General features: G+C 42.9%; 9 protein-coding genes. 6 read left to right on the forward strand and 3 right to left on the reverse strand.

Annotated features, from left to right (window positions below; all coding sequences use genetic code 11):
- Positions 1-93 precede the first annotated feature (93 nt).
- Positions 94-2,655 carry a hypothetical protein gene (locus I2I04_RS18610; protein ID WP_195655642.1) on the reverse strand — a complete coding sequence of 854 codons (2,562 nt, stop codon included), beginning with the start codon at positions 2,653-2,655 and terminating at the stop codon, positions 94-96.
- A 230-nt stretch (positions 2,656-2,885) separates the two neighbouring features.
- On the opposite strand from I2I04_RS18610, the gene I2I04_RS18615 reads away from it, so the two are divergent.
- The 5 genes from I2I04_RS18615 to I2I04_RS18635 all read left to right on the forward strand — a co-directional run bounded on the left by I2I04_RS18615 (position 2,886) and on the right by I2I04_RS18635 (position 10,782).
- Complete coding sequence (locus I2I04_RS18615; RefSeq protein ID WP_195470112.1) at positions 2,886-4,478, forward strand: arylsulfatase; 1,593 nt, start codon at positions 2,886-2,888, stop codon at positions 4,476-4,478.
- Positions 4,479-4,492: 14 nt separating this feature from the next.
- Positions 4,493-5,863 (forward strand): sulfatase, encoded by a 1,371-nt coding sequence (locus I2I04_RS18620; RefSeq protein ID WP_195470113.1) that lies wholly within the window; start codon positions 4,493-4,495, stop codon positions 5,861-5,863.
- A 55-nt stretch (positions 5,864-5,918) separates the two neighbouring features.
- On the forward strand, positions 5,919-7,295 hold the full coding sequence (locus I2I04_RS18625) for an arylsulfatase B (RefSeq protein WP_195655643.1): 1,377 nt from the start codon (positions 5,919-5,921) through the stop codon (positions 7,293-7,295).
- A 28-nt stretch (positions 7,296-7,323) separates the two neighbouring features.
- Complete coding sequence (locus I2I04_RS18630) at positions 7,324-8,703, forward strand: sulfatase (protein WP_195655644.1); 1,380 nt, start codon at positions 7,324-7,326, stop codon at positions 8,701-8,703.
- Between the two features lie 561 nt (positions 8,704-9,264).
- Positions 9,265-10,782, forward strand: coding sequence for a sulfatase-like hydrolase/transferase (locus I2I04_RS18635; RefSeq protein ID WP_195655645.1), 1,518 nt, complete (start codon positions 9,265-9,267; stop codon positions 10,780-10,782).
- Positions 10,783-10,884: 102 nt separating this feature from the next.
- Here I2I04_RS18635 and I2I04_RS18640 read toward each other — a convergent pair whose 3' ends face one another.
- Entirely contained in the window at positions 10,885-12,699 is a 1,815-nt protein-coding gene (locus tag I2I04_RS18640) for a glycoside hydrolase family 2 protein (protein ID WP_195655646.1), read from the reverse strand.
- Positions 12,700-12,981: 282 nt separating this feature from the next.
- On the opposite strand from I2I04_RS18640, the gene I2I04_RS18645 reads away from it, so the two are divergent.
- Positions 12,982-14,550 carry a sulfatase gene (locus I2I04_RS18645; protein ID WP_410489788.1) on the forward strand — a complete coding sequence of 523 codons (1,569 nt, stop codon included), beginning with the start codon at positions 12,982-12,984 and terminating at the stop codon, positions 14,548-14,550.
- A gap of 108 nt (positions 14,551-14,658) precedes the next feature.
- On the opposite strand, the gene I2I04_RS18650 is transcribed toward I2I04_RS18645, so the two are convergent.
- Positions 14,659-15,768, reverse strand: a complete 1,110-nt coding sequence (locus tag I2I04_RS18650; protein WP_195470118.1) for a family 43 glycosylhydrolase — start codon at positions 15,766-15,768, stop codon at positions 14,659-14,661.
- Positions 15,769-15,878: the final 110 nt, after the last annotated feature.

Consider the following 15,878-nt stretch of genomic DNA (forward strand, 5'->3'; position numbering starts at 1 on the left):
ATGAATAATGGGGATGAAGAATTCCGGATCAGGAATAACTTCATCCCCATTAATAATATCTTCATCTGTATATGGGGTTATCTACAACCAGCACTATTGTTCCGTTTGTCCGATTGTAGAATACTTCATACTTCCTATTTGACCATCCTTACTCATCGTTTCCGCTTGAATAATCACCGGAGTGGAATATTGGTTATTATAACATTCAATCACAGCTTTTCCATTTCCATCTGTCTGTACAGACGGATTCCAGTATAACGTCCGCCTTTTGTCTACTTTGTCCATATACAATTCTTTAGTCGGGTAGGCAGGTGAATAATATTCCAGTGCATGAGTATATCCCTGAATGACCGTTTGCCGGGTACCAAGTACTGCAGTCTGACTTTTGTTCAATACATCGCGTCTGGGTAGGGGAATCAGGTAGAAAACACTGTATTTATCCAGTTTGCTGACGTCAATTCCCGTGCTATCCGTAACTTCAGACATTTTGCTGTTTTGGATGATGTCATCATCGATACCTCCGGTTCCTTTACTAATGATGATAGAAGCCAATCCATCCACTTCGGTCAGCATCATTTGAGTTTCTGTTTCGGACAAAATGTGATTATCCATGATATAGCAGATTGGTTTCTGCCGATAAGTATGCTTGTCATTGCTACGATCCCAGTAGAATTGTGGGCTTAACTTTTCCATTAATTCCGGAATAGTTGTGACAATCTTCCCATTGTCACGTAATAAATCTACAGAACGGCGTACATCGTAATAAGCGTCAATGCTCTTCTCATTGATTTTAGTAGCCATATTACTTCCTTGTCGGCGTTTACTTTTTATTTCCACTTCATCCAATACATAAAGCCCTTCTACTTTTCGGATAGAATCCATGTATAGAGAATCAAAATTCTCGGCTTTTTGTTGCCAGTAAGTAAGGTCTTTCCATTCCGGGTGAAGCTCCTTGTATCCATAAGCCCGGGGGGCAGGTGAGAAGTTACGGTCGATCAGAATGGATGCATCCTTGTTGCGTTCTTTACCGACTTTCCGGGTTTGGATCACCGCTTCCGTGATTCCTTCAAAATCCTCCACAGGAATGCTGAAACGACCATTTTCATCGGTCACGGTTCCTCCGGTGATAAACTGGTCATCTTTCTTCACTATCACGCTAAGTGCAATATCTTTCAGCTTATTTTTGAGGATCGTTGATTTAACCTGCCCGTTCAACACTAATTGAGCTTCCGGTAACTGCAACGGAGTGAAAGGAGAAGTAGAAATGGCTTGGCTCATATCATATTTACGCCATCCGTGCACCATCAATAAAATATCCAATTCCGTTTGCTTCCGGGGAGACGGCGATGCGAAATAATAACCGGGCTGATGGATATATCCTTTTAAATCAGATGTTAACAGCAAATCAGTGAAGATGTTATTGTCATACTCCAGATAATCTGACCGGACAGCATCCCGGATACTGACTGATACATCTCCCGATACCGGTTCTCCTTTGGCATTCTTTACCTGTAACTCACAACGAATAGGAGCGTAGGGTGCATACACCTCTTTCAGTCCCTCCGCAGATAGTTGCAGAGGAGCACGTGGATTAGAAAAGACAAAACGTTCGCATAACGTATTACCAGCCCGGTTGATGAGGCTGACTTGCAGTATGCCTGCCGGTAGTTTACGGGTAGGCAGAATGAACTCTTGTGGAGCGTCCGCCCGGCAACTAATCAATTGATGAACATACGGCCGCCCCTGATGACTGATAAATACAGCCAATGTGTCTTGAGGAGTAGCGGCATTGCAGGATACTTTCACCAAAAGGGCACCGGCATTGCTGATTGTATTCAATACATACCCGTTAGGCAACGCCTGTGGAAGGGTAAATTCATACTTTTTTCCTTGAAAATCGACTTTGGCAACAGCCGGTTGCGCAGAAGGCGTATATTCAAAATGCCCCATTCCATCGTGCAAAGTCTCGAAAGAAGTGATTTCTGTTCCTTCTTTGGTATAGATCGTTCCTGACAATGCTATATTCCCTTCGTTTTTACTCTCCGCCTTGAAAGCTACTTGCGAAGTCACTCCTTCCACTAATTGCCCTCCTTCGGGGAAAAAACGTACACTTAACTTCTCCTTTGTTTCCGACGGACGGTTCTCCATCGACGGACTAAGTTCGTAAGTCGTGATACTACGTTCCAGCTTATCACTATTCGCCAGTTGATAAATAGGGAAAGTACGTGAGAAATACTGCGGTTCATTGAAAGCAAGCATCCAGCGGGTATAGGCACGTACCTCGTAATAGCCGGATAACATGGAACGGGGAAGAACGAATTGTCCGTTCCCTTCTCCCTGTATCAGTTTGATGATTTGTTTATCTGCTATATGTCCTGTCTGGTCTACCAGCTCCACGTACAGAGGGCGGCTGATCGGACTGAAAGTCTGCTTTTCGGCGAGGGTGACATAAGCCTTGAACCAGATCGTATCTCCAACATAATAACTCGTGTTGTCAAAATGCAAATACGCTTTCTCCCGTGGAAAGTTGTTGGCGAATGTCTGTGCCTGGTTCATGTATTGTGCAAATACAGTTTTAGCAGGAGGTATTTCTCCCCATGCTATTGTTAATGATAAGCAAAAAGAAAGAAGAAAAGTAATTCGTTTGTTTTTCATTTCAGTAGGTTTTTAACTAAAATGCAAAGTTAGAATATATTAGCTTAAAAATAGAGAACTAATTGTTCAATAAAGGAAAAAAACTATTCATAGTAAAAATAAAAGTTCACAAAAGCGTTGTATGCCTGTTTGGTATCACATATACCTGATTTTGTTCTTTATTGATTAGCATTTTTCCTTCCTTTTGCATAAACTTCTCTACTTTTGTTTTCCAGATAATTGATAATACTATGGTAAAGAAGAATTTCTTAATGACTGCCCCCTTACTGATGGCATCGTTTTGTTCGGCACAAGAGAAGCCGAATGTCGTATTGATTATGGTAGATGATATGGGTTATTCCGATATCGGCTGCTACGGTGGAGAAATATTAACTCCTAATATTGATGCGTTAGCATCCAAAGGAGTACGTTTCACGCAATTCTACAACACTTCACGTTCTTGTCCCGCCCGGGCTAGTTTAATGACAGGATTATATCAGCACCAGGCGGGTATCGGGCAGATGTCCGAAGACCCGTTTAATCAACCCAATCAAAAGAGCCCGAACGACTGGGGAGTGCCGGGATATAAAGGATTCCTCAACCGGAACTGCGTCACGATAGCTGAAGTGCTGAAAGAAAGCGGTTACCATACTTATATGGCTGGTAAATGGCATTTGGGAATGCATGGAGAAGAAAAGTGGCCTTTGCAACGGGGATTTGAACGCTTCTACGGAATTTTGGCAGGTGCTTGCAGTTATCTCCGCCCGTCAGGAGGACGCGGCTTGACTCTTGATAACACGAAACTTCCGGCACCGGAAGCACCTTATTATACAACGGACGCGTTCACCGATTATGCAATCCGCTTCGTTGATGAACAGAAAGATGACAAACCTTTCTTCCTTTATTTAGCTTTTAACGCTCCTCATTGGCCGTTGCAGGCAAAAGAAGAAGACATTCAAAAGTTCACGAAGATCTATCGTGAGAAAGGATGGGATGAAATTCGTGAAGCAAGACGCAAACGGATGGCCAAGCTGGGAATCATCGAACCGAATACAGAGTTTGCCGAATGGGAAAACCGGAAATGGGATGAATTGACGGAACAGGAGAAAGATAAAGTAGCCTATCGGATGGCTGTTTATGCAGCACAGGTACATTGTGTAGATTATAATGTAGGAAAATTGCTGGATTACTTGAAAAAGAACCGTAAACTGGATAACACGCTTGTCATGTTTCTATCCGACAACGGTGCTTGTGCCGAACCTTACGCTGAATTGGGAGGCGGAAAAGTGTCTGAAATCAACGACCCGGCTTGTAGCGTATTCCCTTCTTACGGAAGAGCATGGGCACAGGTTTCCAATACTCCGTTCCGTAAATATAAATGCCGTTCGTATGAAGGAGGTATTTCCACCCCTCTCATCGTGTCGTGGAAAAGCAATCTGAAGAACAAAAAAGGAGAATGGTGCCGTGTTCCCGGTTATTTACCGGACATCATGCCAACTATTCTGGAAGCAACAGGAGCAGCCTATCCGGAAACTTATCACGGTGGAAACAAAATATATCCATTAGTAGGCAGCAGTCTTTTCCCGGCTATTCGGAAGAAAACAGACTCTTTGCATGAATATATGTATTGGGAACATCAGAACAATAGAGCGATCCGCTGGGGAAACTGGAAAGCAATCCGCGACGAGAAAGGAAAAGAGTGGGAATTGTACGATGTGGTTAAAGACCGTACCGAACGTAACAATCTGGCAGAACAGCACCCTGAAGTGCTTACCAAGTTAGTTGCTGAATGGGAGAAATGGGCGAATGCAAACTTTGTGTTACCCAAACATCCGAAGAAATAAAGGAGGAACACAAAATGAAGAAATTACTAGTAAGTGCATCCGTAGCCTTGGGAGCCACCAGCCTGTCTTTTGCCCAGCAAACGGAAAAACCGAACTTTCTATTGTTCATAGCCGACGACTGTTCTCATTATGACTTAGGCTGTTATGGAAGTGTTGATTCGAAAACTCCGAATATCGACCACTTTGCCACACAGGGAGTACGTTTCACACAAGCCTATCAGGCTGTTCCGATGTCGTCGCCTACCCGGCATAATCTATATACAGGTGTATGGCCTGTACGCAGCGGAGCTTACCCTAACCATACTTGTGCCAATGAAGGAACATTGAGCGTTGTACATCACCTGCAACCGTTGGGGTATAAAGTCGCATTGATCGGGAAATCGCATATTGCCCCGAAATCAGTATTTCCTTTCGACCTTTATGTACCTCCTTTGAAAGGTGGGGACTTGGATTTTGAAGCAATTCAGAAATTTATTTCCGATTGCAAGGCGAAAGGCGAACCTTTCTGTCTGTTTGTAGCTTCCAATCAACCGCATACTCCCTGGAATAAAGGAGATGCCTCTCAGTTTAATGCAGACAAACTGACGCTGCCTCCTATGTATGTAGATATTCCCCAGACACGCGAGTTGTTTACTCGTTATCTGGCAGAGATCAATTTTATGGATCAGGAATTCGGCAACGTCCTTTCTATCCTGGATCAGGAAAAAATGACGGATAAATCAGTTGTCGTATATTTGAGCGAGCAAGGCAACAGCCTGCCTTTTGCCAAATGGACTTGTTATGATGCGGGGGTACACTCTGCCTGCATCGTTCGTTGGCCGGGAGTGGTTAAGCCGGGAAGCGTAAGTGACGCGTTGGTAGAATACGTAGATATTGTCCCTACTTTTGTCGACATAGCAGGAGGAAAGCCGCAGGCAAAAGTAGATGGCAAAAGTTTTAAACCGGTATTGACAGGCAAAAAGAAAGAACACAAGAAATATTCTTTCTCCCTTCAGACCACGAGAGGCATCAATGCCGGATCGCCTTATTATGGAATCCGTTCAGTATATGATGGCCGATACAGATATATTGTCAATCTCACCCCGGAAGCCACTTTCCAGAATGTTGAAACAAAATCTCCTTTGTTTAAAGAGTGGAAAAGTCTGGCAGAAACGGATAGTCATGCAAAAGCGATGACGACTAAATACCAGCATCGCCCAGCTATCGAATTGTATGATGTGAAGAACGACCCGTATTGTATGAAGAATCTGGCGGAGGACACGAAACAAGCTTCTACCATCAGTCGCCTGGATAAAGAACTGAAACGCTGGATGAAGGATTGTGGAGACGAAGGACAACCTACCGAAATGCGTGCCTTCGAACACATGCCGGGAAAGAGAAAATAAGCCGTCACACATCAAAACGAATAAAACACAGAATGTTATTTATAAATCGTATATCATGAAAAGAGAATTTTTTGGTTTGCTTTGTGGATGTACTCTGCTTCCGGCATTTCTTCATGCGCAGACAGAGCGTCCTAATATTGTGATTGTATTGGCCGACGATTTAGGTTGGGGAGATGTAGGGTTTCATGGTAGTGAAATCAAGACTCCCTGTCTGGATGCTTTGGTAGGTGAAGGAGTGGAACTCGAACGCTTCTACACTTCTCCCATCAGTACGCCTACCCGTGCAGGATTGATGACGGGACGTTATCCGAACCGGTTTGGTGTCCGTTCGGCTGTTATTCCGCCTTGGCGTGAGGACGGACTGGATGAGAATGAAGAAACGATGGCCGATATGCTGGCACGTAACGGATATAAGAACAGAGCCATTATTGGTAAATGGCATCTGGGACATACCAAGAAAGTGCATTATCCGATGAATAGGGGCTTTTCGCATTTCTATGGTCATCTGAACGGTGCGATAGATTATTTCGACCTGACGCGTGAAGGTGAACTGGACTGGCATAATGACTGGGAAACTTGCCATGACAAAGGATATTCTACCGAATTGATAACCAAAGAAGCCATCCGCTGTATCGATGCTTACGAGAAAGAAGGTCCGTTTATGTTGTATGTGGCCTATAATGCGCCTCATACACCTTTGCAGGCACAAGAAAAAGATATAAAACTCTATACTGACAATTTCGACAGCCTGACACCGAAAGAACAGAAGAAAGTGACTTATAGTGCAATGGTTTCCTGTATGGACAGGGGAATCGGTGCTATTGTAGACGCCTTGAAGAAGAAAGGAATTATGGACAATACATTCTTTATCTTCTTTAGTGATAACGGCACTGCCGGTGTTCCGGGATCCTCATCAGGACCTTTACGCGGACATAAATTTGACGAGTGGGATGGAGGCGTACACGCACCTGCTGTTCTTTATTGGAAGAAAGCAGAGAAACAATATAAGAACTTGAGCTCACAAGTGACAGGTTTTGTTGACCTTGTTCCCACATTGAAAGATTTGGTAGGAGATCACAGCCGGCCGAAACGCGAATATGACGGTATCAGCATCCTTCCTGTACTAAACGGTAAAAAGACCTGTATCGACCGCAACTTTTATCTGGGACACGGAGCAGTAGTCAATAAAGACTATAAACTGATAAGAAAAGGTATGAAACCGGGGCTTGATCTGAAACAGGACTTCTTGGTTGATTATAAAACGGATCCTTACGAAAAGAAAAACGCCAGCGCAGGCAATGAGAAGATTGTAAAGGCCCTGTATCAGGTTGCCTTGAAATATGACACGATCACTCCTTGCATACCGGAGGTACCATACGGTAAAGGTCGTGACGGATTCAAGGCTCCTAAAGAATGGAAAGTAGTACGTTGAATCTGTTAATCCTATGAGTTGAAAAAAGATGGAAAAATCAATGATTAGCATGTGCCTTTTAGGCGGGTTGGCGATAGGGAATGGGTTTGCCCAAACTCCTTCGAAGCCTAATATATTATTAATCATAGCCGATGACTGTTCCTATTACGATATAGGCTGTTTCGGAGCTGTCAACAACAAGACTCCCCACATAGACGCATTGGCTCGACAGGGGATAAAGTTCAACAGTGCGTATAACTCTGTTTCGATGAGTACGCCTACCCGGCATTGCGTTTATACAGGTATGTATCCGATGCATCATGGCGGTTACGCCAATCATAGCTCGGTCAATGCCGATGTAAAATCTCTCCCTACTTATCTGGGAAATTTGGGTTATCGGGTTGGATTGGCCGGAAAGTGGCACATCAAACCTTTGGCTAATTTCCCCTTCGAAAAAGTACCGGGATTTCCTGAAGGATGTACAAGTACAAACACTGACTATCATACCAAAGGTATCGAAAAGTTTATGGAGCGTGATGCTTCCCAACCTTTCTGCCTAGTCTTAGCCTCTATCAATTCGCATGCTCCCTGGACGGGTGGTGACGCTTCTGTCTTCGACCGGAAGAAACTTCAGTTGCCGCCGCAGTTTATTGATACGGAAGTAACGCGTGAATACTATGCCAGATATTTGGCTGAAGTCGGTTTGCTCGACCAACAGGTGGGTGACGCTATGCAGATTCTGAAAGATAAGGATCTGCTGCAGAACACTCTTGTCATTTTCATATCCGAACAAGGTACGCAATTTGCCGGAGCCAAATGGACCAATTGGAGTGCCGGTGTCAAGTCGGCAATGGTTGCTTCCTGGCCCGGTGTCATTAAACCCGGTACAGAGACTTCTGCCATCGTGCAATATGAGGACCTTCTTCCTACGTTTATCGATGTTGCAGGTGGAGAGGTTCCTGACGTGATAGATGGAAAGAGTCTGGTAGATGTATTTCAAGGGAAGACAAAGACACACCATAAATATGCTTACCATGTCCACAACAATGTTCCGGAAGGTCCGGCATATCCAATCCGTTCTATTTCAGACGGACGCTATCGTCTAATCTGGAACTTGACTCCGGAGGAAACATACGTAGAAAAGCATATTGAAAAGGCAGAATGGTATCTCTCCTGGAAAGCACAGGACACGGATCAGGCACATAAAATCATGAACCGTTATAAGAATCGTCCCGAGTTCGAATTATATGATATCAAGAAAGATCCGTTTGAGATGAATAATCTGGCGGATGTGAAGAAATATAGTAAGAAAAAAGCCGAACTGACGATGGAGCTTCAAAAATGGATGAAACAGCAAAATGATACCGGAGCTGATAAAGACCGGCCGCGTGCTCCTAAGAATAAGCAGAAGAAAGCAGCCAATGTATAATATTCGTAATGCTACCGCTTGTTGCTCTCTGAAAGAGATTTATCTTTTTTATTTCTCATTTCTCATAAAATCTAGATAATGAGTTTATAATCAGTAATATATAGTATGAGAAATGCTTTCTATGCAGGCATTTCTCATACTTTTCACAGATATTTTAACGAAAAAACGGCTATTTCTCATTCGTTTTTCAATGATTTCTCATACATCTGCCCTGTATTCATCCTGTATTTCTCATACATTTCTCATGATGACTGCATAGACGATGGTTGCTGATCTTATTTACATTGAAAACAGATGAAGGGTACTTATCATTCAAACAACCCTATGCCGGCATGTTTTTCATTCGTTATCGTCCAGTTATTGATAGAGCATCTCCATCGTTCCACTAGAGTGACGAGGGTTGTTCACTAGAGTGCATAGATTCGTTCACTGGAGTGAAAAGACTTGTCTACTGGAGTGGAACGATTGAGATGTCAGTCAGATAATCCGGGCATGTCGGTTGGAAAACATGAAGAGATAGGTTATATCATACATAAACTATAGCTTTAATACATTCAATATATGAATAAACTAATCACAATCTCCTCTGCGCTTCTTACAGCAGCTGCTGTAAAAGCGCAGACCCCCAATATTGTATTTATATTGGCAGATGATTTGGGTTATGGAGACATCTCGGCCTTTAATCCCGAATCTAAAATCCATACTCCTAACATTGACAAACTGGCCGAGCACGGGATTGCCTTTACGGATGCCCATGCTTCTTCCGCTTTATCCACTCCTTCCAGATATTCTCTTCTGACTGGAAGGTATCCGTGGCGAACCAAGCTGAAACGAGGTGGTCTTGATGGCGATTCGCCTGCAATGATTGATCCTGAACGTCGCACAATCGCGCAAATGTTTTCAGCGAATGGCTATAATACCGCTTGTATCGGTAAATGGCACTTAGGTTGGGACTGGGGATATACGAACAATGGCAGAAGCATGAAAGATATAGATTTCTCGCTTCCAATCAAGAACGGACCCACCGACAGAGGATTTGATTACTATTTCGGCATACCCGCTTCATTGGATATTTCTCCCTATGTTTATGTGGAAAATAACAAAGCAACCTCTATCCCCGATCATGTGATAGAACCCCAGAAAAAGAATCTGGCATTACTGATGCACGGAGGAATGGCAGGAGCCGATTTCAAGCCGGAAGAATGTTTTCCCAACATCATTCGTCATAGCCTGAACTATATCAATGAGCAGAAAGACAGCAAGAAGCCGTTTTTCTTATATTTGCCTATTACAGCTCCTCACACCCCTATATTGCCTTCGAAAGAGTTTCAGGGTAAAACCAGTATCGGTCCTTATGGCGATTTCGTAGTCATGATAGACGATATGGTGCGCCAAATCGTAAAAACATTGAAGAAGAACAAGCAACTGGATAATACCATCATTGTCTTTGCTTCGGATAATGGGTGTGCCGGTTATATCGGCGTGAAAGATATGGAAAAGAAAGGACATTTTCCTAGTTACATCTACAGAGGCTACAAAAGCGATATTTACGAAGGTGGACACAGAATTCCCCTTATTGTCTCCTGGAAAGGAAAATATGGGAAAGAGACAAATAACTCTTTAGTCTCATTGATAGACTTTTATGCCACTTTTGCTCAAATGCTTAACCACAATTTGGAGACAGAAGAAGCTGTTGACAGTTACAGTATGTGGCCGATATTGAGTAAGAAAGGTGCTTCTGCGCGTAAAGACTTGGTGCACGAAGCGGGGGAGGGGTATTTATCTTTGCGTACTTCCCAACTGAAATTGGTGTTCTACGGAGGTTCGGGTGGCTTTTCTTATCCTGTTAAACCCTCCGATGTAGGAAAATTCCCTCCGATGCAATTGTTCGATATCGTGAAAGATCCTTCGGAAAAAGAAAACATTATCGGTGATAAGCGTTACGAAAATGAGGTGAAAGAAATGAAACGGGCTATGAAGCAATATGTAGAGAATGGTCGTTCTACTCCTGGTGAAAAAGTATCGAATGATACGAAGAATAGTTGGAATCAGGTAAAGATCTTCATGCAGGAAGAATAAGCATTTCTGAAAAAGAATATGAATATAAAAAAACAGCACCCTGAATAGACTTTCAGAGGTGCTGTTTTTAGTTCAACAAGGAAAAGAGTATTATTCTATTTATTATTTATTCAGAGAGTTACAGATCTGTTGGTTGATTTCTCTGACTTTAGCTTCATTCATCTTGATAACTTTACGGTCATAAGTCATCAGACCGTTGATTTCACCTTCTACGTCTGTTGTCTGGGTATATACGGCAGCAGAGAATCCTTTCTGGATCAATTCCAACAGATGTTTGCCATATTTAATGTATTCGTTCGTTACTTCGTCCGATGTATTGAACTTCACATAACCCCAGTTTTTCTTGTCATTCACCCAAGTGTTTCCTTCTACTACCAAGCCGATACCTCCATATTCACCCAATACGGTAGCGCGTCTCGGATCGTAAAGGAACATGTTCGGGCCCGGATAGTGGTGAAGGTCAAGAATATCGCCACAAGTATAGTGATTACCACCACTGGCAGGATTCACCAGGCGGCTAGGATCATATTCTTTGGTCCATGCTACGATTTCCGGAGTCTTGAATTGTCCCCATGCTTCATTGAAAGGAACCCATACGGCAATACTCGGATAGGAATACAGGCAGTCGATGATTTCTTTCCACTCTTTGCGGTAGTTAGCTTCCGAAGCAGCGGAACGAATCACTTCTCTGCCGTTAAAGTAGTTGCGTGCCTGCCACTGTGGGCTAGGACCACCGTTCGGCATATCTTGCCATACGATCAATCCTAATTGGTCGCAATGAGTGTACCAGCGTGCAGGTTCTACTTTGACGTGCTTACGTACCATATTGTAGCCGAAGTCTTTCGTCTTCTTCAAGTCATAAACCAATGCCTCGTCTGTCGGTGCAGTATATAAACCGTCAGGCCACCATCCCTGGTCGAGCGGACCGAACTGGAAATAGTCTTTGTTGTTCAATTGCAGGCGAGTGATACCATTCTGACCTTTGCGGATAGAATATTTACGCATAGCCGTATAACTCTTTACCTGGTCTATTGCTTTTCCGTCTTTATACAGAGTCACTTCCATGTTGTAGAGGAAAGGAGAGTCCGGAGACCACAGTTTAGCATTGGCAGGCATTGCCAGTTCAACGGGTACTCCGTTCAACGCTGCACCTTTGGCTACAAGGTTCTTGCCATCGAATACTTTTACTTCCACTTTGTCTGCAGAGGTCGTATTGGCAGCAACTTCTACCTTAACAGAATTATTGTCAATATCGGGAGTAGTTTTCAGATTAGTGATGTATTGTGTTGCAACCGGTTCCAACCACACTGTTTGCCAGATACCTGTAACCGGAGTGTACCAAATGCCATGAGGATTTGCTATTTGCTTTCCTCTGGGTTGTTCGCCACGATCTGAAGGGTCCCATACTTTTACTACCAAGTCATTATTCCCTTTATTAAGTACAGAAGTAATATCGAAGTAGAAAGGAGTAAATCCGCCTGTGTGTTCGCCTACTTTTACATCGTTCACCCAAACTTCTGCTTTCCAGTCTACTGCTCCGAAGTGCAACAGGATTTGTTTACCACGCCAGGCAGAAGGAACATCAAAAGTGCGTTGGTACCACAGCTCTTCTTTCTCGTTTATCATTTTACCTACGCCCGATAAAGACGATTCTACGGCAAAAGGAACAAGAATATCACCTTGGTAAGCAGCAGGCGTAGGATCACCCTTCTTTGTGATTGCATATTTCCAAAGCCCGTTCAGGTTTTTCCAGTCACTGCGTTCCATGATAGGACGCGGATATTCCGGCAATACGTTTTTAGGGTCAAGCTGTTCACCCCACGATGTCTTGATTTTGTCACCGGCAGGTTTCCATTGAGCAAAAGTCGAACTGCATAGAGCCAATGCAAGTAGCATTGTTAGAAAATTCTTTTTCATGTTCATGGTATAAAAATATAGTTAGTTATTAGATATAAATTCTATTAAAAGGATATTGCAAAGAAAGGGGAATTAAAAGAGAATAAAGGAAATTTACCGTTCAAAAAACAATAAATTCTCTTCTTTTTGATCAAATAAAGAGTTTTTTGCTAATAAAACGGACTGTTGACTAATTTTTGTCCTTTATTGAATGGCTATTTTCGTAACTTATCGGAAAGATTGCCGAACTTTGGGTGTGAGTAATTCATATACTTTTTGTTACTAACTTATTACGATGCTATTATGAATAGAAAAGTTTTATTCTCAATCTCGGCTGTTTCCGGTATGATAAATATCATCCCAATGTCAGCACAAACACCCAAACCCAATGTTGTTATCATCATGACCGACCAACAGCGAGCTGATTTGTGTGGTCGCGAAGGTTTTCCGATGGCTGTGACTCCTTTTGCCGATTCTCTGGCATTGAGCAATGTGTGGTTTGATAAAGCGTATACGGTAGCTCCTGCTAGTATGCCTGCGCGTTGTTCCATGTTTACAGGACGTTATCCAACTGCTACGCATGTCCGTACTAATCATAATACTCCTGATATGTATTATAAGAAAGATATGCTCGAAGTGTTTAAGGAACAAGGATATAAAACTGCGTTAGTAGGTAAGAACCATGCGCATGTGAAAGGGAAAGACTTTGATTATTGTGAGGAATATTTTCATTGGGGAAAGAATCAGCGTGATACGCAGGAAGATAAGGACTTTGCATATTTTCTGAATAATAAAGCGAGAGGACAATATTTAGAACCTACTTCTTTCCCGGCAGAAGCGCAGAACCCGGTGAAGATTGTCACTAAAGCCTTAGCTTGGGCGAAACAGCAAAAAGATTCAGCATTCTTTATGTGGGTTTCAATGCCTGAACCGCATAATCCATATCAGATATCAGAGCCTTATTTCTCAATGTTTTCTCCGGAAAAGATACCGGCAACTTTGACTGGCCGGAAAGATTTATCTAAAAAAGGAAATAAGTATGAGATTTTGGCGGAATTGGAAGATACATCCTGCCCGAACCTGGCAGAAGATCTTCCTCGTTTGCGTGGAAATTATTTAGGAATGCTTCGGCTGATTGATGACCAGACCAAACGTTTGGTTGAGGGGTTTAAAGCTGCCGGACTTTATGAAAACACCATTTTTGTAATCCTGTCAGACCACGGAGATTATTGTGGGGAATATGGCTTGATTCGTAAAGGTGCGGGAGTGCCCGAATGTCTCACCCGTATTCCAATGATTTGGGCAGGATACGATATTCATCCGCAAAATGCTCCAATGGATGCGCATGTTTCTATTGCTGATATCTTTCCCACCATTTGTACGGCTATCGGTGCAGATATACCTATCGGAGTGCAGGGACGCAGTTTATGGCCGATGCTGACTGGTAAGTCATATCCTCAGAAAGAGTTTTCAAGCATTATGGTGCAGCAAGGTTTCGGTGGTGAAGATTTTACTCGGGATGAACCGTTGACATTTGTTAAAGAGGGGGCTTTGCAACCCAATAAAATAGCTCACTTTGACGAACTGAATACCTGGACACAAAGCGGAACTGAACGTATGGTCCGCAAAGATGACTGGAAACTGGTACTTGACAATTATGGTCGTGGTGAACTATATAACTTAAAAGCCGATCCTTCCGAGATTAATAATCTTTATAATAAAAAGAAATATGCCTCCAAACAAATGGAATTGCTGGAAGAATTGATGACTTGGGAACTCCGTGTACAAGACCCATTGCCCGTGCCAAGAAATCGTTATCATTTTAAGCGGAATCCATATAACTATCATTTTGAAGATAAAAAACAGAACTGAATAACTAGAACTTCTGTATCAGTGAGATTCTTTTGTTATTCAGAAAATATTCATTGCCATGGGAGGATTAAAACGCTCATATCTTGGCTCTGAAAGTACAGAATGTCATTAGTTCTGATTGTCTGGAGAACCCGAAGGCTTAGCTATCGGTTCTCCGGCTTTGTCCGGGATGCCCAATACAGGCATCCCGTCTTTATCCCACTCTATTTTTTGCAAGCGGGGAGAACGTGAGTCCATAGCACCCGGAGCATCATTCGGTATCTGACGGGCATGATAAAGCATATAACATTCCTTTCCATCCGGTGAAGAGACGAAAGAACTGCCGCCGGGGCCAAAAACTTCATTCTCCGGTTCCTGCTGAAATACGGGTGTCGGATGTTTCTTCCAGGAAGCAGGGTCCAATAGGTTGGCATTGGCGTCTGCTGTCAGTAATCCTACACAATAATAGGGAGTCCAGCTACCGCTGGCGGAATAAAAAATGCATACTTTATCTTTATTCTTCGGCTGAAAGAAATGAGGTGCTTCGTTCACATGGATCGGATAGGCTGTTTTGCTGCCATCGGGATTCACCCATTGACACTCCCATTCATATTCAGGTTTGGAAATCAGGACTCTGTCGGAAGAAAGAGTCCATGGATTTTCCATCGAAGCGATGTAAATACATTGTGTTTCGCTGTCAATCCTTCGTTTTTGCCATCCGCACCAAATCATGTAACGCTGTCCGTTGTGCTCGAAAGTACTCGCATGAATTGCCCAGTTGTTGTCTTTGTCGGTCGGGATGCGCCCTTTCATGACAAACTTACCCTCTGTAGGAATATTAGCTTCATTCTCAATTACATAAATCTGGTGATTGTCCATGTTGCCATCGTCTGCAGCGAAGTAAATATACCATTTGTTGTTGATGCGATGCATTTCGGGAGCCCATAAGTGATGGGAGTTACTAGGGTCGGTTGGTATCCATACAGGCTTTTTAAGACTATCGTTCAAGTTTGTAATATCACTGGTTTCCCAAAGCACGATTCTGCTTTCAGCACCTTGTGTATAATAATATTTCCCTTCATGAAAAACGGCCCATGGTTCTGCTCCCCTTTCACGTAACGGATTTGTATAAGTAGCTCCTGTTACGGCTTCCTTTTTCGGCTCTGTTTTCTTCTTGGGTTGACAGGATGCACAAATAATGACTAAAAGTACGGCTAATAATAACAATCTGCTTTTCATGGCATTTTTCATTTAATAATGACACTGCAAAGAAAGCACAAAATCTTGATAAATCATCTTTTTTTTGCAGATTGGTTAGTATTTATCCTTAATTGGTTGGTATTTATTGA

This window comes from Bacteroides sp. 1001136B_160425_E2, from assembly GCF_015559655.1.
Lineage (GTDB): Bacteria > Bacteroidota > Bacteroidia > Bacteroidales > Bacteroidaceae > Bacteroides > Bacteroides luhongzhouii.